General features: G+C 45.2%; 15 protein-coding genes. All 15 read right to left on the bottom strand.

What is annotated here, in order from left to right; translation table 11 throughout:
- A complete protein-coding gene (locus FGL80_RS05840) occupies positions 1-894 on the bottom strand; it encodes a GDSL-type esterase/lipase family protein (RefSeq protein WP_055308051.1) in 894 nt (297 codons plus the stop codon).
- A complete protein-coding gene (locus FGL80_RS05835) occupies positions 891-1,865 on the bottom strand; it encodes a ribose-phosphate diphosphokinase (RefSeq protein WP_010000264.1) in 975 nt (324 codons plus the stop codon). Before FGL80_RS05835 ends, FGL80_RS05840 begins: the two co-directional genes overlap by 4 nt.
- 43 nt (positions 1,866-1,908) lie before the next feature.
- On the bottom strand, positions 1,909-4,296 hold the full coding sequence (gene recD2, locus FGL80_RS05830) for an SF1B family DNA helicase RecD2 (RefSeq protein ID WP_055308052.1): 2,388 nt from the start codon (positions 4,294-4,296) through the stop codon (positions 1,909-1,911).
- 39 nt (positions 4,297-4,335) lie between these two features.
- Positions 4,336-4,989 carry a histidine phosphatase family protein gene (locus FGL80_RS05825; RefSeq protein WP_055308053.1) on the bottom strand — a complete coding sequence of 218 codons (654 nt, stop codon included), beginning with the start codon at positions 4,987-4,989 and terminating at the stop codon, positions 4,336-4,338.
- Position 4,990: 1 nt separating this feature from the next.
- Positions 4,991-5,329, bottom strand: a complete 339-nt coding sequence (locus FGL80_RS05820) for a DUF1831 domain-containing protein (protein WP_010000266.1) — start codon at positions 5,327-5,329, stop codon at positions 4,991-4,993.
- A gap of 154 nt (positions 5,330-5,483) precedes the next feature.
- The gene (locus FGL80_RS05815; RefSeq protein ID WP_048701865.1) at positions 5,484-6,599 is read right to left on the bottom strand and encodes a BMP family lipoprotein; all 1,116 of its coding nucleotides are present in this window, start codon (positions 6,597-6,599) and stop codon (positions 5,484-5,486) included.
- Positions 6,600-6,773: 174 nt separating this feature from the next.
- Entirely contained in the window at positions 6,774-8,222 is a 1,449-nt protein-coding gene (locus FGL80_RS05810) for an RsmF rRNA methyltransferase first C-terminal domain-containing protein (protein WP_147001853.1), read from the bottom strand.
- Complete coding sequence (gene rbsK / locus FGL80_RS05805) at positions 8,222-9,133, bottom strand: ribokinase (protein WP_055308125.1); 912 nt, start codon at positions 9,131-9,133, stop codon at positions 8,222-8,224. The genes FGL80_RS05810 and rbsK overlap by 1 nt, the downstream gene beginning before the upstream one ends.
- Positions 9,134-9,306: 173 nt before the next feature.
- Complete coding sequence (locus FGL80_RS05800) at positions 9,307-9,732, bottom strand: phosphate-starvation-inducible protein PsiE (protein WP_055308056.1); 426 nt, start codon at positions 9,730-9,732, stop codon at positions 9,307-9,309.
- Positions 9,733-9,792: 60 nt separating this feature from the next.
- Entirely contained in the window at positions 9,793-14,106 is a 4,314-nt protein-coding gene (locus tag FGL80_RS05795; protein WP_147001852.1) for a PolC-type DNA polymerase III, read from the bottom strand.
- A 57-nt stretch (positions 14,107-14,163) separates the two neighbouring features.
- Positions 14,164-15,879, bottom strand: a complete 1,716-nt coding sequence (locus tag FGL80_RS05790) for a proline--tRNA ligase (RefSeq protein WP_055308058.1) — start codon at positions 15,877-15,879, stop codon at positions 14,164-14,166.
- A gap of 65 nt (positions 15,880-15,944) precedes the next feature.
- Positions 15,945-17,198, bottom strand: a complete 1,254-nt coding sequence (gene rseP, locus FGL80_RS05785; protein WP_055308059.1) for an RIP metalloprotease RseP — start codon at positions 17,196-17,198, stop codon at positions 15,945-15,947.
- Between the two features lie 3 nt (positions 17,199-17,201).
- A complete protein-coding gene (locus FGL80_RS05780) occupies positions 17,202-17,996 on the bottom strand; it encodes a phosphatidate cytidylyltransferase (protein ID WP_147001851.1) in 795 nt (264 codons plus the stop codon).
- 3 nt (positions 17,997-17,999) lie between these two features.
- On the bottom strand, positions 18,000-18,779 hold the full coding sequence (locus FGL80_RS05775) for an isoprenyl transferase (protein WP_055308060.1): 780 nt from the start codon (positions 18,777-18,779) through the stop codon (positions 18,000-18,002).
- Positions 18,780-18,889: 110 nt separating this feature from the next.
- Entirely contained in the window at positions 18,890-20,695 is a 1,806-nt protein-coding gene (gene glmS / locus FGL80_RS05770) for a glutamine--fructose-6-phosphate transaminase (isomerizing) (protein WP_055308061.1), read from the bottom strand.
- Between the last annotated feature and the right edge of the window lie 6 nt (positions 20,696-20,701).

The raw sequence follows: 20,701 nt of genomic DNA, 5'->3' as shown, positions 1-20,701 counted from the left end.
TTAAAGTCCTTTCATTATTTGCTCTGCAATAATTTGATGCGCTGCACAATTCGGGTGGACATCTGTCATGGCTGGTAACCATGACTTGGTTTCAATTAACGTGAATTGATCAAAGCGTGCCGTTTCGGCCAAAAATACCTCACGAAACGCCCCATTCAATGGCATCATTAATATAATTTTAGCATTGTGAAAGCGCTTTATCAATTCCAATAAATAGATGCGCAAGCCAAACGCAAACGCAGTCGGTGTGGCACCATAGTTAAAATCGTTGGTGCCATAATTTACTAATACAAGGTTAGTCGTCACTAATGGCCGCGACACATTGTCACCAACGTGCCATAAGGCTTCAATCGCTGTTGGGATTTGGTATGGCGCAGTAGCGGTTAAGCCAGTTCCCCCATACGCAATACGCGCTAACGGTTGACCTAAGGCATCAGCCACCAGTTGTGGGTAGCTCAATTCGGGATGATGCCCATCAGCGGCCATGGCTTCCCCAGCAGTGATGGAATCCCCAACAAACGTCACATAAGGCTGTACATTTTCAATTGGGGCCACTTCGCCCTGATCAATTGTCATGACTGTCACATAGACAGGATCTTGCCAGAAAGCTTCGCTACTGCCCGCGCGATCACGCAATACCATGCGAACCTCGGCCGTCTCTGTAGGTATGGTCACTTGCAAGGTTTGGTCTGTGACCGGCATCTCCTGCCAATCACTGGCATTGATTTGCACCGCAAAAGTCAACCCGTCGTAGTTTTTAGCAAACGATACTCGCACTACGTGAACATGGGTTGTCACAAAGGCTATTGACGCCCCAAATTGGGTAGTCATCATGCCATCATCCGCCACGCCCCATTCTGGTGACAATAGTCGTGTTATGTCAACTGTTTTCATAATTTAACATCCAAGTTATCCGGACTTCTCATAATGTCCTCAATACTTTCGCACGCATCGACCCGTCGAATCGCTTCGGCAAATGTTGCTGCAACTGATAGTTGTACTAACTTATCAAAGCGCTTATCATCGGGTACTTCAATCGTGTTCGCCACTAATGTTTTTGAAATTGCCGATGTGGCTAACTTGTCAACAGCTTGTTCAGACAACACTGCGTGTGGCGCAACAGCATAAATATCTGTCACGCCAGCCGCTGTTAACGCTTCGCTCGCCAGCGTCATGCTTGTGCCCGTGTCAATAATATCATCAATCAAAATCGCGCGCTTCCCCTGCACATTGCCAGTAATGCCAAATGGTGCCGTTTGCAAATCTTCACCGACGCGACGATCAATGACTGCCCATTCTGCATGGAGTAGTTTAGCAAACTTACGCGCACGACCAACACTCGCGTGATCTGGTGCTACAACGACTAAATCTGATCCCAACAGGTCATTTTCATAAAAGTAATGGCCTAAAGTTGGCATTGAAATCAAATGATCAACTGGAATATCAAAGAAGCCCTGCACTTGGTCGGCATGAAGATCCATCGTGATGACACGCTTAACCCCTTGCGATTCTAGCATGTTCGCAATCAAGCGTGCAGCGATTGGTTCACGTGAACGCGCCTTGCGATCTGATCTGGCATAACCAAAATAAGGAATCACGACATTAATAGTCTTAGCAGAAGCACGGCGTGCCGCATCAATGAAGATCATCAACTTCATAAAATTATCATTGACCGGATCGGAAATGCCTTGAATCACATAGACATCCCGACCACGAACTGTTTGTTCAATGCGTTCATAAATTTCATCATCGGCAAATTGCCGTACATCAATATCTGACAAGTTGGTGCCTAAAATATTGGCGATTTCATCAGCCAACTTTGGATTACTTCCAAGGCTAAATAAGCGATATTCAGGGGTCGTCATCTTCTATCTCCGTCTCGTTTTCTTAGTTTCATTATACCAGTATTCAGCTGGTTGCCATAAAATCATATGGGGTGACATCCGCCAAACCAATCATTGGCGAGATGGTTTGTGCGGCAATTAGTGCCGTAGTTAATTGATATTTCTCAGTTACCGGTGGTGGTGTTGGACGCACTACTGGTGTGGTGTTGGACGCATTTTCCGCTTGTAGCCGCTGCGTCAACCAAGTTGCCCGCATCGGCACTGGTGTCTGCGCTGCCCGATTAAATGCTGCGTATTCCCCAACCAAAATTAAAGCTTCTTTCGCGCGCGTCAGGCCAGTATACAACAAGTTTCGGTTGAGCATTAAACCAAAACGCGTGGTGAGTGCCATGACCACCAGTTTAAACTCATTGCCTTGTGCTTTATGGACCGTCGTTGCATAGGCTAACGTCAGTTGATTTAGCTGCTTCTTGGGATACACGAGCTCTTTGCCATCAAAATCAACGACAAGACTATCCTCATTTTCAGTATTGCCTGGATCTTTTTTATAGCGAATGGCGATAATTTTGCCCATATCGCCGTTGAAAATATCACGCTCACTATCGTTTTCAAGTTGCAAGACCTTATCACCCTGTCGAAAAATTGTCTCGCCAAACTGTAACGATTTTTGACCAGGCTTCAGTGGATTAAACAAAGCTTGCGCCATCGTATTTAACGCATGCACGCCCGCAGTGGTTTTATACATCGGGGCTAAAATTTGTAACTCATCAGCCGTATAGCCTTTGTTAATGGCCGCTTGCACGACTTGCTCAATCGCCGTCACCACCTGGTCTGGGCCGACCATAAAAGTCGAACGGTCACGTTGATTGGCCATAAAGTCCTCGGGCAGCTGACCATTTTTAATATGTTGTGCCAATGTGGTAATACTACTACCGCGACCCTGCCGATAAATCGTTGCCAGTTCGATATGAGCAATTCGCTGACTGGCCACAAAATCAGCCAAAACATTTCCTGGGCCAACCGACGGCAGTTGATCCGCGTCGCCAACAATAATGACTTTCATGCCACTCGGAATGGCAGCAAACAACTTTGCCGTCAATTCAATATCCAACATGGAGGCCTCATCAATGATTAACAGCCCACCTGCAATCGGATTTTCGGCATTAAATTCTGGTTCATCTAAATCTGAAATTCCCAGTAGCCGATGAATCGTCGTGGCCTCATGGCCAGTAACTTCGGTCATCCGTTTGGCCGCCCGTCCGGTTGGTGACGCTAATTTAACCGCATAATTTTTTAAAAAATCTTGGGTATTATCAGCATATTTCGCCTGTTGCTGCAACAATTTATGCCAAGTTGCCACAATTGTGCGGACAATTGTCGTTTTGCCTGTCCCAGGGCCACCCGTCAGTAGGAACACCTGCGCATTTAAGCCAGCTTTCACCGCCGAAATTTGCGTGTCATCTAACTGCAAGTGACCTGGAGTTGTGACCGCATCCGCAATCGCTTCCGGTGTGATATCAAACGGCATTGGCGCGCGTAACAAACGCTTAAGGTCTTGGGCAACTTGCCGTTCAGCTTGATAAAGCGTTGCCGCATATAAGCGACCTTCATCATCGACTAAAATGTGATTGGCAATTAACGCTTCAATGGCTTGGTCAATATCGGCTTGTAACTGCTGGTCATGCAATAATTGCCCCGTGGCTTGTAGCAGTTGTGCGCGCGATAGATAAGTATGGCCATATTGGAAACTGACATTCATCATCGTGGCGTAGACAGCCGCCTGCACTCGGCGCTGATCCGTACGTGCATGACCATTTTTTTGACCAATGGCATCGGCAATTTTAAAAGAAACCCCATCAAATTCAAAAACCAAACGATAAGGATCGGTTGTTAAAATTTCCTCAGCTTCATGTCCGTATTGGTCATAAAGACGCCCAGCCAAATCAGCCCCCAAGCCGTACTGATTACCAATTTGAAATAATCGTTCCAAACCAAGGTTCAATTGAAGACTGCGCGCTAATTTTTGCGCCGTTGCTGGTTTAACGATGCCGTCCAACACCTGTACATCATCTAAAATCAGGGTGACAGCGTCAAGGCCTAAATGGTCGACAATTTTTTTCGCCGTTTTTTGACCAATGCCTGAAAATTGGCCACTCGCAAAATACTTAATCAAGCCATTTTCATCGGGTGGCAATTCATTTTCATAATGCGATACTTTTAATTGTTGGCCGTACTTCGGATGTCGGACCACTTGTCCGAAGAAAGCATAAGTACTCCCTTCTTGGACATCAGCAAACGTTCCAGTCACAATAATTTCTGGGTTCTCCCAGTCGGTCAGCGTACTATCATCGATTTGCACGGATAAAATTTTAAAATAAGAATCACTGGACGCAAAAATGACGTGTTGCAACGTCCCAGTAACTTTGTCCAATTGGTCAGTTTCAAATGTCATCGTGTGCTTGTTTTAATCCTTCACTGCGCTCGTGTCAACTTAAATGGTGGTACCGTCATTTTGAAGCTTATTGAGATACGTTGTATTGTTCCAATCTTCGATTTCAAACTGTTGGCCATCAGTCGTTGACAGCACTGTCGTTGATGTATTACTTAAACCACCACGCTCACGAATCGCCATTCGCGGTGTTTGTAGGAGTTCATTGATACCAAAAGATAAGGCCATCCCGTGTGAAACAATCAAAATATTGTCCGTTGGATATTGCTGTGCTAGGTTTTTAATAAACCGCGCAAAACGCGCACTCGCTTTTGTATACCCTTCCCCACCAAACTCAGTACCTTCAAATTGATCTAAATCATGGCGATAGTTATGGTAGGCGGTCGCATAGTCGACTTGCACTTGCGCTACCAATTCGCCTTCCCAGCGACCTAGGCCAACTTCGGCAATATTTGAGCGCAGTGACAAGGGACCGCGATAGTTCATTTCGCGCGCAATTTGCGTAGCGGTAATCCGCGCACGCCGCAATGGCGAAGCAAATACCCGTGTGAATTCAACGTCCCGCAAAAAGTCGGCGACTTTCACCATATCATCATAACTTGAAGGTAATAAATCAGAATCACCATTGCCCCCTTGAAAGCGGCGTTCGAGATTCCAAGCCGTTTGGCCATGTCGTACAAAATAAAATTTAGTCATATTAAATCTTTTCTAGCACCCCACGTGCCACAAGCTCATCAACAAAAAAATGATACAAAGGCACCATTTCTGCTGCATGTTGATTTTTAAAAATGTCAACACGTACCACATCTCCAGCAGAAACGGTACTCATCTTGAAACCGGTCAAATCTGGGTTAACCGTCACTTTTAATTTGACTGCGTTAGCCAATGCTTTTTCCGGTTCGAGCGAGCGATGTAACGTATAGGCACCGGCATTATTCGTAATGAAGCCTAAGTCGCCAAGCGTATACTTTTTAATCTGTGGACTGAGACGGTAGGTGGCATCACCTGGAATCGTTACTTGTTGATCAAAAGCCATTTCTCATTTTGTGTCGCCAGCAGCATTTTCTGGTTAGGCATCTCACCAAAATCCGCCTGTGACAGACACTTCCTCCTAAAACATACTGACTTTATTATACCAAAAAAGCCCCGCTCACGCGGGGCTTGCTTGTGAAAATCTCTGGCTACTTCGATTAGAACTTTTGATTAAATTGTGAGCCAGCTGGGTGGTTTGGCACTTTAATCGTACCGTCAATAATACCCTTTTCCGCCTTATCTACTGCTGTCTTTTGTGCTGGTGTCAATTCTGACTTTGTCAAATAAACACCACGTTCCTTAAGGCCGTAGGCCACTGTTTTTCCACCTGGGAAACTGTGGTCTTTGTTATAGGCATCGGCGATGTTTTTAACACCTGCCCCAACGGATGTGATTGATGAGGCCATCGTTGAAGTTTCTGACTTACCATCTTTTGACTTATAAGCCCCATCAGCCTTCTGATCACGGTCAACACCAATAATATACAAACGTTGCTTTGAATCAGCATCCAACTTTGAATTTTCAGCTTTTGCTTCAGTAAAAGCACCATTCCCAACAAAACCAGCAGCAGCAAAGATTGTGCGAATGCCTGAGGCATACATTGCCGCAGCAATCGTCTTACCCTTAGCTGAGTCGGTAAATGAGTTGGCATATTGCTTTTCGACCGTTAATGTGGGATCAGTTGCCTTCACACCAGCTTCAAAACCAGCATCAAACGCATCAATAATGTTACCGTGAATACCGCCAATAAAGCCAACAGCCTTTTCACCGTTTTCCTTGGCCTTAATCGCGGCCGCTACACCGGCAAGATACGATGATTGTTCTGAACGAAACATGACTGACGCCACGTTTGGTTGCTTCGTCACAATATCATCGACTAATACAAACTTTTGCTTGGGGTTCAATTTAGCTGACTTTGTAATCGCTTGGTTTAACGAATACCCAATCCCATAAACAATCTGGTATTTATGATTTTTGGTTGCCAAATTAAAGTTTTGATCCAAATCTGAATGATCCGTGGTCGTGAAATACGTCACTGGCGCATTTTGTCCCGCCTTCATATGATGGGCTGCCGCATATTGCTTAGCACCTTCCCAGGCGGATTGGTTAAATGAATGATCATCCACACCGCCGACATCTAGGACCAAGCCAAGTGATGCGGCATTATTTGCCTGCCCGTTTTGCGTTGACTTATGCGACAAACCCGTATAAATACCGCCGCCAATAATGGCAATAGCTGCAAGACCTGCAATGATTTTAGTTGATTGTTTCATGGTGATTGTTCTCCCTTGTGAGGTATGCAAATGCATAGCACCGACCCCGTAATTTAAACTTTACGTTCACGCGACGTCAAACGTCACTGTAAAGACTAGAATCTATTATACGTGTTCTTTACTTAAGAACAAGGTCAAATCATGGGCTTGACATCACAAACAGCTGTTCGCTGTTTAATACATCTCTGCTGCTAGCGTAGTGTCTTCCGCTTTGACAGCAAAGCGAAGCCCCTTAGGGAAGAAGTTTTTAATTTGGCCATCAACGTACCGTCCCCAGCCCGCGCCATTACCGTTGGCCGTCATTAAGACCCATCCTTTTTGTAAAGGTGCAGCTGGTCGAACCACATCACCATGGACAAATTGTGCCCAATCATCAGGCGTCATAACATAAGTTTGGCTAACTGCCTGTGGTGGCAAAGCCAAGGCCAACGCATGCGCTGGCTCAAAGCGGTTTTTCTTAAACGTGCCCAACTCCAGTCCTAGTCGCAAAATTTTCATCCCTGAAATATCAGGCGTGCCCACTGGTGCCATATAAAGTCGATCACCAAATAAGGTTAACGTATGCTGGGTCATATCAAAGTCGGGTAGCGTTGTCGCCACAAAATCAGCAAAAATCTTTTCTTGGCTGCGACTCAATGGTGTTGGCACTAACGGTTTAACGACCGCGGTTGTCGGCGTTGCGTCAGCGTCTTTTTCTAATTTGGCAGCAAAGTGACCCTCACCTTGTAAGGCTTGTGGCCACAAACGAGCCGTCCCCTCAAGTACCGTGAGATCTACTGTCGTTGATACGGTGGTTTGACCAGCAGTGTAAGCCTGTTCAGCCCATGCTGGCCGACCATCTTGGACATGTGTATGGGCTGGTTTATCAATTGGTACAAGCTGCATTTCTGGATATTCTTGCATGAGCCAAGCAATCATTTGCTCATCTTCTTCTGGCGCAAACGTGCACGTCGAGTAAACGATTTGTCCACCAGGCCGAAGCATTTTCATGGCTTCGCGCAAAATCTCACGTTGTAAGTCAGCTAATTCTTGCGGGAAATCTTGATGCCATTGTGCCACTGCGGCCGGATTTTTACGAAACATCCCTTCGCCAGAACATGGCGCATCCAGCAAAATTTTGTCAAAAAATTGTGGCAACTTTGCACTTAATTCAGCTGGTGCATGCGAGCTGACGATACTATTTTGCACGCCCATCCGTTCAATATTTTCACTTAAAACTTTGGCCCGATTCATAAAGATTTCATTGGCCCAAAGTAAGCCTTCCTGTTGCATAAAAGCCGCAAGATGGGTTGTTTTCCCACCGGGTGCGGCGGCCAAATCTAGCACCCGTTCACCAGGTTTTGGCTGTAAGACTTCGCCAACAAATTGTGCAGAGGGTTCCTGAGAGTAAACAACGCCAGTGACATGGTCAACACTGTGCCCAGAAACTGCCCCAAAATGGCCCCATTTACCGTATGGTACTGGCCCGTTATCTGGGGTGTCACTGACCACGGGATTGGCTTTTAATGGATTAACACGGTAGGCTTTTTGCACCTGGTCATCAAAAGTGTCAAAAAAAGCCGGCGCTTCATCGCCTAATAAACGGGTATATTTAGTTGTAAACGCTTCTGGTAATTGTTGCATTAGAACTGATCCACTTCTTCACGGGTTGGAATTGACGGAATGGCGCCTGGTCGCGTAACGGCAATGGCACTGGCTGTGCTAGCACGATCAACAGCGTCGACTAAATTACTAAAATCGGCGGCAAGTTCACTTGCTAGGGTCCCAATAAAAGTATCCCCCGCAGCTGTCGTATCAACAGCCGCAACTTTTTTCGGCTTTGCCCACCAACGGTTGGTACCGTCAGCGATAAACGAGCCCGCTTCCCCAAGGGTAATAATACTGCGAGCCACCCCTGTTGCTAAGAGGGCATCACTGACTTGATTCAACACCGCAAGATCATTTTCAACAGTGATACCCGTTAATAATTGGGCTTCTGTTTCATTAGGCAAAATAATATCTGTCAAACCGGCCAAGGTTGGGGTGACCTCATAAACTGCTGGTGCGGGATTCAGCACAGTTTGCACATTGTGCGCTTTGGCCATTTTAAAGGCTGCGGTAATCACGGCCAGTGGTACCTCAAATTGCGCAATCAACGTATCGGCTTGGGCAATCAAATCCTCATCTAAATCATCAACAGTCAAGGCTTGATTGGCCCCACCATGAATCAAAATTGTATTGGCGCCGTTGTCTTGCAACATGATATAGGCTGAACCAGTTGGTACTGTTGCATTGGTTTGAATCGCCGCCACATCGACGGCTTGATCAGCTAAGGTCTGGCGCATAAAGTGGCCATTACTATCTTGACCCACTGCGCCAATAAAGGCCACTTGAGCGCTTTGACGGGCTGCTGCAACTGCTTGGTTGGCACCTTTACCACCAGGCGCTGTTGTCACGTCCGTTAAAGCCATTGTTTCCCCAACTAATGGCATACGAGGCATCTTCATAATGCTATCAACGTTGAGACTCCCAAGGACAACAATTTTTTTCGTCATATTTTCATTTTGGTCTTCACGCGCGCGTTGCACATGTACGAGATAACCTGTACACATGGCATCTTTTCTGCCGTGAATGACTCTCCTCCGCGTATTTTCATCTCTTATCATACCATGTTTAAACCATGCAAAAAAGCACGGCAAACCGTGCTTTTCGATTCAAAACTGGCCGATTAATGTGGTAGTTTCTGTTGCTTATCTTTTTCTCGGAAATAACGGTACACCGTCAAGGCGACCACTAAGATACCGATTGATAAGGCCAATAGCAACGTTTTCATCGTTTGATCATGATATACCAAAATCGCCCGAATCAAGGCAGTCACCCCGATATAAAGAAAACTTTCCATCGAAATATGAGCGTCCTTGATAAAATATTCGCGGACCAAACTCATAAACTCAAAGAACAAGAAGACGGCAAGCGTGGCATCCGTAATTTGATTAAAGTGTGACCGCATATCCCCCACTGTCAGGAGTAAATGCGCTAAATTATAAATTTCGCGCAACAAAAAGCCAAAAATCACAATCCCGATAAGAATCATGAGGCTATTTAAGACATATTCAAAATAATTAGCCACTTTTTGGTGCCATTCGTGTTTCATACTACACTCTCCGTTGTTGTATCTTGTTACACGCCGTAGCGCGATTGTGGTGACTGGTGGTTAAAAATCAAACAAATTCAATTGATTTTCGTCTGGCATGCCATCTAAGACTGAATTTTTCGTCAAATAATCAATGACTGTTTGGGAGACCTTCCCACGCTTTTTCAAATCTTCCTTACTCAAAAATGGCTTTTCTTGGCGCGCCACAATGATTTGCTTGGCCACGTTATCGCCCAAACTTGGGACTGCGGAGAACGGTGGGATGAGTGTATCACCATCAATCACCCACTCGCTGGCTTCTGACTTATATAAATCAACCATTGAGAAGGTAATCCCACGTTCTAAAGCTTCATTCGCCATCTCCAATACCGTCAAAAGGTTTTTATCGCCAACCGTGGCATCATTACCCAAGGCGCGTAAACGCTTTAACGCTTCTTTTGTCGCATTTTTACCGCGGCTCATGGCCACAATATCAAATTGATCAGCGCGGACTGAGAAGTAGGTCGCATAATAAATCGTTGGGAAATACACCTTAAAATAGGCAATTCGTAGGGCCATCAAAACATACGCCGCCGCGTGTGCTCGGGGGAACATATATTTGATCTTGAGCATCGATTGGATATACCATTCTGGAATCTTTGCTGCACGTAACTGGGCCTGATACTCATCCGTAATCCCTTTCCCTTTACGCACTTTTTCCATGACCTTAAACGCATCAGCTGCTGGGAAACCCCAGTTAATCAAATCCGTCATGATCTTATCACGGGTTCCAATCACGGTTCCAATCGTTGCGGTTCCGTTTTCAATTAATTCATTGGCGTTCCCTAGCCACACATCCGTCCCGTGAGACAAACCAGAAATTTGCAATAGTTCAGAATAATTGTGGGGTTGCGTTTCTTCCAACATGCCTCGCACAAAGTTCGTCCCAAATTCAGGCAAACCAAGTGTGCCTGTTTTAGAAAAAATCTGTTCTGGCGTCACGCCTAATGCTTTTGGCGAGGTAAACAGGCTCAAGACGCCAGGATCATTAACTGGAATTGATTGCGGATCAATCCCTGACATATCCTTTAATGTGCGCACCATCGTCGGATCATCATGTCCCAAAATATCCATTTTGAGCAAATTATCGTGAATCGAATGGTAATCCATGTGCGTTGTTTGCCACAATGATTTTTGATCATCGGCCGGATATTGGACCGGTGTGAAATCATAGACATCATATTCACGTGGCACAATCAAAATCCCACCTGGATGTTGCCCTGTTGTCCGCTTAACCCCAGTAATTCCTTGGGCCAAACGTTCTACTTCTGTCCCACGGTAATGCTTATCATGATCGCGTTCATAACCTTTGACATAACCAAAGGCGGTTTTTTCCGCCACCGTCGCAATCGTACCGGCACGGTACACATTGTGTTCACCGAACAAGACTTTCATGTAATTATGCGCAATCGGTTGATAATCGCCCGAAAAGTTCAAATCAATATCTGGCACCTTATCCCCTTTGAATCCCATGAAGGTTTCAAACGGAATATTTTGCCCATCACCGATCAACATTTCACCAGGATGATTTGGGTCTGGTTTATCTGGCAAGTCATAGCCTGATTCATAAACTTTTGGGTCAGCGAGTTCAAAATAGTCGCCATGGGCACTACGATAATGCGGGGCAAACGGATTAACTTCGGTAATCCCAGACATTGTCGCCACAAATGATGACCCGACTGAGCCACGCGAGCCAACCAGATAACCGTCTTTATTGGACTTTTCAACCAAACGTTGGGCGATCATATAGTGCGGCGCAAAGCCGTTACCAATAATGGCTTTTAATTCTTGATCAATACGGGCTTGAATGACATCTGGAATGGGATCACCGTACCATTTTTTAGCCGTCTCCAGTGTTCGCCGGGTTAATTCCTCACCAGCAGTCGGAATATTTGGCGGGTACGAGCCACTCTTAAGCGGCGCCACATCTTCTAGACTATCTGCAATCACATGCGTATTGTCAATCACGACTTTCTTCGCCAAGTCCTCACCCAAGAACGCATAATCGTCAAGTAGTTCTTGCGTTGTTTTGAAATGCAATTCTGGTAAGGTTGTCCGATTTTGCGGATTACCTGGCTGGGTGGCAATTAAGATTTGACGATAAATCCGATCTTCTGGATTCGTATACTTGATATCGCCAGTAACGACCACCGGCTTATCCAATTCATCACCAATCGCCACCATATCACGGAGAATATCATGTAATTTATCGGTATCAGCAATCAACCCCGATTCAATCATCGGTGCATAATTGGCGGTGGGCTGAATTTCAATAAAGTCATAATACGCCGCTTTTTCTAACGCTGCATCATAACCTTTTTCAATTAATGTGACAATCACGTCACCACCTGTATCACCTGTACCGACTAATAAGCCTTCCCGATGTTGTTCCAAAACGGAACGCGGAATACGTGGTACACGCGCAAAAAATTCAATATTTGAGCGCGAGACTAATTCATAAAGATGCTTTAAACCGACGGCATTTTTTACCAACAACGTAGCATGTACCGGTCGGCCATGTTTCCAAGCATCCCCTTCTGTCATATGATCATTTAGCTGTTGATGGCTGGTCAGATCATAGCGTTCTTTGACCTCTTTCATTAAACGCCACGCAATATGTCCGGTCGTTTCCGAATCGAAAATGGCTCGGTGCGCTTGTTCGAGGTTGATATTAAAACGCTTGGCGATTGTCCCTAATCGGTAAGATTTGTAATCAGGGTACAGCCAACGGGTAAATGGCAACGTATCAATTACCGGATTGCTGATGGCTGGTTTTTGATAGCGGGCATATGCAGCATTCATAAACCCAATATCAAACGTCACATTGTGCCCAATTAGGACCGCATCCCCAACCCAATCTCGGAAACGTTGGATGACGTCGCTTTCTGGATCGGCATTGGCAACCATTGAATCCGTAATTGATGTCAGTTCAGTCGTAAATTCTGACAAGGGAAAACCAGGATTGATGTATTCAGAGAATTGATCCACCACATTCCCGAGTTGCATCTTAACCGCGGATAATTCAATGATTTTATCCGTTACGGCTGAAAGTCCTGTGGTTTCCAAGTCGAAAGCGACAAAAGTTGTCTCTGGTCCGAGTAATGGCACATCAGCTAGATTAAAGGCAATTGGTTCCCCATCTTCAACTAAATTCGCTTCCATCCCATAAATCATTTTGAGATCATTTTTCTTGCCGGCAGCCACGGCTTCTGGGAAGCCTTGCACATTCGCCGTGTCGACCACGCCTAATGCTGTTTGGCCCCAACTTTTGGCCAATTTGGCTACTGCGCCATAGTCGGTCACCGAATCCATTGTTGACATATTGGTATGCACATGCAGCTCGATATGCTTTTTATCACCTGGATAGGTGTCAACGCGACTCTCATGGTCAATCACTTGCAAATCGTAAATGTTCATCACCAATTCACGCGCATAAGTGTCTTCTTGCACATTACCAGACAACCGGACCCACATGCCGGGTTTTAGCCCGTCAAAAACAGCTTCGTCCGTTTCATTATTTGAAAATTTCTTGGCCGCAATCGAACTCGAATAATCTGTGACTTTGATCGTCATGAGCTTACGCCCAGAACGCAACTCGCGTACTTCATGCGCAAAGATATAACCTTCGATCACTACCCGATTTTCTTCACCTTCAATCGTCTCAAGACGCGTGATGTCACCATCAGCAGCGATTTTACGTCCCAATGTCAACGGTACCCCTTCAGATGAAGCCTTGGGTTTAGCTTGTTCCGTTGCTTGGATGGCTTTTTGTAAATCTTCCTGCGCTTTGGCATGATGTTGGGCAACGCTTTCAGCAATTTGTTGGGCTAAATCTTCGTCTTGTTGCGGTGTCAACAGTAATTCTGGGAAGCCATAACGACGATAGGCCTGACTAATTGACTGCAAGGCCGTATCGGTCAGCGCGTTATACAATAATTGCGCGCCGACGGCAATGCCAAAATGTTGGGCATCAATTTGGCGCAACATCGTATTACTTGTTAATTGTTGACTCGCCGCGTGATTTAAGTCCGAGTCGGCTAAGGCAATATGCCAATATTGATTGACCTGTGTTGCATCAATGGTTTGGACCGGTGTCTCAATGTTTAATTGGGTCTGTGCAATATTGGTAAACGCCGCTTGTAATTGTTGCCGAAATTGCATGAAGACATGGACCGGTAAAATGTCATTTAATACGATATGAAAAGTCCACGTTTTGGCTTGTTTGGCGACGGTGACTTGCTTCAAACGTCCCTCAGCAAAAAATGGTTGCACATCATCAGCCAGCTGAATTTGTGAGATGAGATGTTGCAGTTGTTCTTCTTGGGATATTGCCATGGTTCCCCCTTCTTTTACTGATTAAAAAAGCCGATCAAATCGGCCTTTTGTGCGTGATTATTTATCGCCATTTAACAAAACTGAAACTGAGTCGACTACTTCACTGACCCGCATTTCAATGTTGGTATTGCTTGCACGTACTTTGACTTCGACAACGTCTTCAGCAGCTTTTTTACCGACTGTGATACGGATTGGCAAGCCAATCAAATCAGCATCGGCAAATTTAACGCCCGCGCGTTCCTTACGATCATCAACCAAGACATCAAGCCCTTGCGCTGTCAATTCAGCTTCCAGTTGACTCGTAATCCGTACTTGATCTTCATCTTTCAAGTTTACTGGCACAATGTGCACATCAAATGGTGCAACACTTGCTGGCCAAACCAACCCATCGTCGTCGGCCATCTGTTCAGCAATCGCACTCAACAAACGTGACACACCAATCCCGTATGAACCCATGATCATATCAATTTGACGACCATTTTCATCAAGAATTTGGGCACCCATTGTCTTTGAATAACGTGTTCCGAGTTTGAAAATGTGACCAATTTCAATCCCACGCGTGAACACCAAGTGACCCTTGCCATCAATGGCTAAATCACCTTCACGCGCAGTACGGAAATCACCAACATTTTCTGGATCTAGTGCCACATCACGTTGCCAGTTAATGTTCACGTAATGCTTGCCATCTTCATTAGCACCAGCAGCAAAGTTAACCAAATCAGCAGCTCGTTCGTCGACTAACAAACGCACATTTTCTGGCAAGTTCACTGGTCCTAATGAGCCAAATCCAGCCCCAATTAAGTCACGCACTTGTGCCTCATCCGCTAGTTCAAGCGTGTCGGCTTGCAAGAAGTTTTGCACCTTCACATCATTGACTTCATAATCACCAGTTGTCACAACTGCGACTAATTCGCCATCGGCAATAAAGGTAATGGTCTTAGCCAATTCCGATGCTGGCACTGACAATAATGCTGACAATTCGTCAATTGTCTTTTCATTTGGTGTGTTAATTTTTTCCAATGGCAAAGGTTCAACTGTTGACACTTGACGTTCGTAGTAATCTTTTGCCATTTCTAAGTTCGCTGCGTAGTCTGACGCATCAGAATAGGCAATGATATCTTCACCAGCTGCCGCAGGCGCTGAGAATTCTTTAGAATCTGAACCACCCATGGCCCCAGCATCCCCAACGATTGCACGGTATGACAACCCAATGCGATCAAAAATATTGGTGTAAGCCGCTTCCATGTCGTGATAAGCTTGGTCCAAACCAGCTTGATCCGCACTAAATGAATACGCATCCTTCATAATGAATTCACGTGTCCGCAACAAACCAAACCGTGGGCGATTTTCATCACGGAACTTTGCTTGCAATTGGTACACGATTAATGGCAATTTCTTATATGACTTGATGTCATCAGCCATCAATTGCGTAAAGGTTTCTTCATGGGTTGGCCCCAAAATAAAGTCACGCGCTTGACGGTTTTTGAACTTATACAAGGCAGGGCCATAAGTTTCATAACGCCCTGACTTTTCCCACAATTCTGCTGGCAAAATTTCTGGTACCAACATTTCATTGGCATCAATCCGATCCATTTCCTCGCGAATAATGGCTTCAATTTTATTCAATACCCGTTGCGCTAATGGCAAATAAGCAAACATTCCTGCTGCCACTGGGCGAATAAAGCCTGCTTTGAGTAAGAGTTGGTGACTTTTAACTTCCGCATCAGCTGGTACTTCGCGTAAAGTTGGCATTAATAGTTTAGATTGTTTCATGAGAATCCTCGTTTTTCCTTTTACAGTATGTACGGCGCTAAGCGCCTTATTATTTGAACAACTAGTTATCTAAGTAAATCATTAATGGTTACCGCGACCAGCAAGACCACCATAAAGGCTGCCCCAGCAACGGTCACCGCATTTTCGATATTTTCTGGTAATGGTCGACGCCAAATGGCTTCAATCAAATTCAAGAGCAACTTGCCGCCATCTAAGGCCGGAATTGGAATCAAATTCATCATCCCTAAATTAATGGATAGCATCGCCATATAAACCAAAATATTTAAGAAACCAGTTTTGGCAACTGTTGAGGTCGTCTTAGCAATTGATACCGGCCCCCCGAGTTTGTTCAGGCTAAAGCCACCACTAAACAAGTGCGTGATGGCATACCAGATGCGCTGCGTGGTACTACCCGTTGCTAATATACCATACTTTAGGCGTGCACCAAAGTCGGTATATGTTTTTGGCGTAATCCCAATTAAACGCGTAGTCACCCCGTCAACTTGAACTTGCTTTGGAGTCAATGTCAGTGTTGCTGGCTTCCCCTGCCGTAACACGGATAGGGTTAACTTTTGGTTGGTTGACTGGCTAATAGTTGTTGCTAACTGTTCCCAAGAGTGGATCTTTTGGCCATTAATCGTTTGCACTTGATCATTTGGCCGTAGACCAGCCTGTTGCGCCGGCATGTTAGATTGAACTGTGCCAACGATTGGTTGATTCAGGGTCACACTAGGTTGTAAGAAACCGAGTAAACAAAAAACAACCAAAGCTAAGACAAAATTCATGACTGGGCCCGCAACGTTGATCAAGGCACGTTGATAAACTTTAGCACTTTGTACCCAAGTATCACGCGGCGCAATTTGAACGGCGATGCCCTGTTTATCAATGATGGTTGCATCATGATCAACTTTAACCGTCACCATATCGGTCTCGTCCGCACGGTAACCCGTCAACGTGAGCGCGTCAGTCAAATCAAAACGATCAATTTGAAACGGTACCCCCTCGCCCAATTCCTCAATACGAGTGTCAATTGTGGTCACAATCCCCTGCGCATCAAAAATTAAGCGGACGCGTTGACCTGCGTCTAAGTCGGGTGTTTCATCCATTCCAGCCATCCGTACATAACCACCAACCGGTAAAACACGAATGGTATACGTTGTATGGTTGCGACGCCAACTGAGTAATTTAGGTCCCATCCCGATTGCAAATTCACGGACAAGCACCCCAACTTTTTTGGCGGCAATAAAATGGCCAAATTCATGAACGGTCACCAAGACCCCAAAAATAACAATAAAAGCAATGATGGCTGTTAAATTCATAAGTTATCCTAACATGCCCAAAAGTGACATCAATGGCATCACAATCAACATTGAATCAAAGCGATCCAAAATGCCACCGTGACCAGGCAAAATGTGTCCTGAATCTTTCACACCATAGTGACGCTTAAAGGCTGATTCAATCAAATCACCAAGCTGACCCGCAATCGATAAGAGCACCGTAAAGGCCAGTAATTCAATAAAATTATAAGCAGGTAACCAGTGGCAAATCGTGTACAACGCTGGGACAATGATGACGGCAACAACACTGCCACCAATTGACCCTTCCCAAGTCTTATTCGGACTAATTTTAGGCGCCAGCTTGTGCTTGCCCATTGCCCGACCTACCATGTAAGCCCCTGAGTCAGTAATCCAAACAATCAACATGCCAAACATCACCGTCGCCAATCCGACGCTATCTGCTTGATAGAAATAATGGAAGCCAGTCCCAATATAAAGCATAGCCAATGTCAAAGCGCCCGCATCATCAAAATTAAAATGATTACGCACAATGATGGTATTGAGCAACATGAGGAACGCTAGAATGTAGAAAACAACATGCGCACTTTGGACAACAGGTACCCCTTGCCAAAATTGGTTAGGCAAGATCAAGGCAACCACCCCGACAAAGGCAATCAAAGCTTCAATTGATACCAAGAAACGATGCTTCATACGTAGGATTTCACTCATGCCAACAATGCCCATTGCCAAAGTTAACACAAGTAGCGGAATACCGCCAATAATCAAGAGTGGTACAAATACAATTAAGGCCACAACGGCCGTGATGACACGTGTTTTCATATCTTAGGACTCACTTTCATCCGTCTCATTTAAACCGCCAAAGCGCCGGTCACGTTGGGTAAACGACGCAATAGCCGCCAGCAAATCGTCAGCCGTATAGTCCGGCCACAAAACATCCGTAAAATAAAGTTCGGCATAAGCTGCTTGATAAGGCATAAAATTACTCAAACGCAGTTCGCCTGACGTTCGAATTAACAAATCAGGTGCGGCAAGCGCCCCTAAAGCAGCCGTTTGTAAGGCCGCAGAGAAATTCTCAGGGGTAATATCAGCCGGATCAAGATCGCCAGCTGACACTTGTTGTGCCAATTGCTTAGCTGCTTCAACAATTTCAATTTGCCCACCGTAGTTCAGTGCGAAGTTCAACACCATGCCGGTGCCACCAGCAGTCTGCGTAATCGCATTTTGGACTGCACGCTGTGTGCCTTCCGGCAACTGAGCAATATTCCCCATCACTTCGACCCGAATATTGTTTTTAATCAAATCAGGGACAAAATCATTGAAAAAATCAATGGGTAACTGCATTAAAAAGTTCACTTCGTCATTGGGTCGTGACCAATTTTCCGTTGAAAAAGCGTAAAGTGTCAATACTTTAACGCCAAGATCACTGGCTGCCGTTGCAATCCGCTTAACGGTATTCATCCCAGTTTTATGACCCGCAATCCGCGGCATCATGCGTTTTTTAGCCCATCGTCCGTTACCATCCATGATGATGGCAATATGGTCAGGAATTTTAAGTTGTGCTGGTACAACTTTAGGATCTGTTTTTGTTTTAAAAAGCGCCAAGAGGCCCCCTCCTTCATGCGCAAAAGCGCAATGGTATCTCATTTATTTTACCAGATGTCTAGCCTTGGCACAAAAAAACGTGATAAGAATTTTCTTATCACGTTTTGGGCTTATTGCACTGTCACTGACTTCGCCAAGTTACGTGGGCGGTCAACGTCCAAACCACGATCAAGCGTTGCATAGTAAGCAATCAATTGTGCTGGGATCACCACCAACAATGGCATCAAAAGTTCATTAACTTCTGGCAAAACGTAGGCATCCCCTGGCTTTGCTAATGACTTTGTCGCAAAGACAATTGTGTTTGCCCCACGAGCTGCGACTTGGGCAATTTCACCACGCACAAGACCAGCTGTTTTCGCTTGTGTTAACAAAGCAAAGACTGGTGTGCCTTCTTCAATCAATGAGATTGTCCCGTGCTTTAATTCACCAGCAGCAAAACCTTCTGTTTGCACGTATGAAATTTCCTTCAACTTCAAGGCTGCTTCAACGGCAACTGCGGCATCCAAACCACGACCAATGTAAAAGGCTGAATGACGACCACGCAAAGCTGATTCAGCAATTGCCTTGAATTCATCTTTTTGATCGATGATGACTTGCATTTCAACTGCCACCTTCGCCAATTCATGCTTCAAGTCAAGACCGCTGTCCCCTACGGCATGGGCCAAAATGGCTTCAACAATGATTTGAGCTGTATAAGCCTTCGTTGAGGCCACGGCAATTTCTGGACCTGCCAACAATGGCAAGGCAAAGTCAGCTTCACGTGTCAAAGTTGAATTCATCACGTTAGCAATTGTCAATGAGCCATAACCTTGCTTCACCACGTTATCCAACACTTCACGAGAGTCGGCTGTTTCCCCTGATTGACTCAAGAAAATAAAGAATGGCTTCTCGCTCAACAAAGGTTGGTCATAAGCAAACTCTGATGAAATGTGAACTTCCGTTGGCTTACCAGTCCATTGTTCAAAGTAACGCTTGCCAACCAAACCAGCGTGGTAAGACGTCCCAGCAGCGACAATATAAATACGGTCAGCGGCCTTCATGGCGTCAATAATGGCTGGATCAATATTTTGAATTTGGTTGTTGTCATCAAAATAATATTGTGACAATGAACGCGCCACCACAGCTTGTTCATCAATTTCTTTCAACATGTAGTAAGGATAAACACCCTTATCTGTTTCTGAAGCATCAATGTCAATGTGGAAAGGTTCACGTGAGATTTCGTCACCTTCAGCGTTGAACAATGTCACGGCATCCTTATCGATTACCGCAATTTCACCATCCATCAATTCGATGAAGTCCTTCGTTACATCAAGCATTGCGGCGGCATCTGATGTCACCACGTTAGCTTCTTCAGACACACCAATCAACAATGGTGACTTCTTCTTAGCTGCATACATCACATCTGGTGTTTCACGATCCATCAACAAGAAACCATAAGCTGAGTTTTCATCCAACAAGCTAATCATTTGACGGAAAGCATCGAGTGTTGATAAGTTGTTTTCTTTTGAGAACTTATCAATCAATTGCACCGCAACTTCAGTATCAGTTTGTGAATGCAATTTCACACCTTGCAAATACTTTTCACGTAATTCATCATAGTTTTCAATCACGCCATTGTGGACCAAATAGAAACGGCCATCTTCTGACATATGTGGGTGGGCGTTTTCAACAGAAACACCACCATGGGTTGCCCAACGTGTGTGGGCAATACCAGCAGTTCCCGCAATCCCTTGGTCTTTCGTTGCTTCTTCTAGCTTGGCAACGCGTCCTTGTTCGCGAACTAAATAGTCACCAGCTGATCCGTTGCTGACATAGACACCAGCTGAATCATAACCACGATATTCAAGTTTTTCTAAGCCTTTTAACAAGTTTGGCAACACTTGGTTCACACCAGTATATCCAACAATTCCGCACATAGTTTA

The sequence above is a fragment of the Leuconostoc lactis genome (assembly GCF_007954625.1).
Lineage (GTDB): Bacteria > Bacillota > Bacilli > Lactobacillales > Lactobacillaceae > Leuconostoc > Leuconostoc lactis_A.
Note: the sequence above shows the minus strand (reverse complement) of the source record. Positions and strands in the feature narration are given on the sequence as shown.

Bases quoted from the DNA above. Each gene is read 5' to 3' on its own strand.
- FGL80_RS05825 (WP_055308053.1), bottom strand. From the start codon at position 4,989: ATGACTAAATTTTATTTTGTACGACATGGCCAAACGGCTTGGAATCTC.
- FGL80_RS05815 (WP_048701865.1), bottom strand. From the start codon at position 6,599: ATGAAACAATCAACTAAAATCATTGCAGGTCTTGCAGCTATTGCCATT.
- FGL80_RS05820 (WP_010000266.1), bottom strand. From the start codon at position 5,329: ATGGCTTTTGATCAACAAGTAACGATTCCAGGTGATGCCACCTACCGT.
- glmS (WP_055308061.1), bottom strand. From the start codon at position 20,695: ATGTGCGGAATTGTTGGATATACTGGTGTGAACCAAGTGTTGCCAAAC.
- FGL80_RS05790 (WP_055308058.1), bottom strand. From the start codon at position 15,879: ATGAAACAATCTAAACTATTAATGCCAACTTTACGCGAAGTACCAGCT.
- FGL80_RS05810 (WP_147001853.1), bottom strand. From the start codon at position 8,222: ATGCAACAATTACCAGAAGCGTTTACAACTAAATATACCCGTTTATTA.
- FGL80_RS05840 (WP_055308051.1), bottom strand. From the start codon at position 894: ATGAAAACAGTTGACATAACACGACTATTGTCACCAGAATGGGGCGTG.
- FGL80_RS05780 (WP_147001851.1), bottom strand. From the start codon at position 17,996: ATGAAAACACGTGTCATCACGGCCGTTGTGGCCTTAATTGTATTTGTA.
- FGL80_RS05835 (WP_010000264.1), bottom strand. From the start codon at position 1,865: ATGACGACCCCTGAATATCGCTTATTTAGCCTTGGAAGTAATCCAAAG.
- rseP (WP_055308059.1), bottom strand. From the start codon at position 17,198: ATGAATTTAACAGCCATCATTGCTTTTATTGTTATTTTTGGGGTCTTG.
- recD2 (WP_055308052.1), bottom strand. From the start codon at position 4,296: ATGACATTTGAAACTGACCAATTGGACAAAGTTACTGGGACGTTGCAA.
- rbsK (WP_055308125.1), bottom strand. From the start codon at position 9,133: ATGACGAAAAAAATTGTTGTCCTTGGGAGTCTCAACGTTGATAGCATT.
- FGL80_RS05795 (WP_147001852.1), bottom strand. From the start codon at position 14,106: ATGGCAATATCCCAAGAAGAACAACTGCAACATCTCATCTCACAAATT.
- FGL80_RS05800 (WP_055308056.1), bottom strand. From the start codon at position 9,732: ATGAAACACGAATGGCACCAAAAAGTGGCTAATTATTTTGAATATGTC.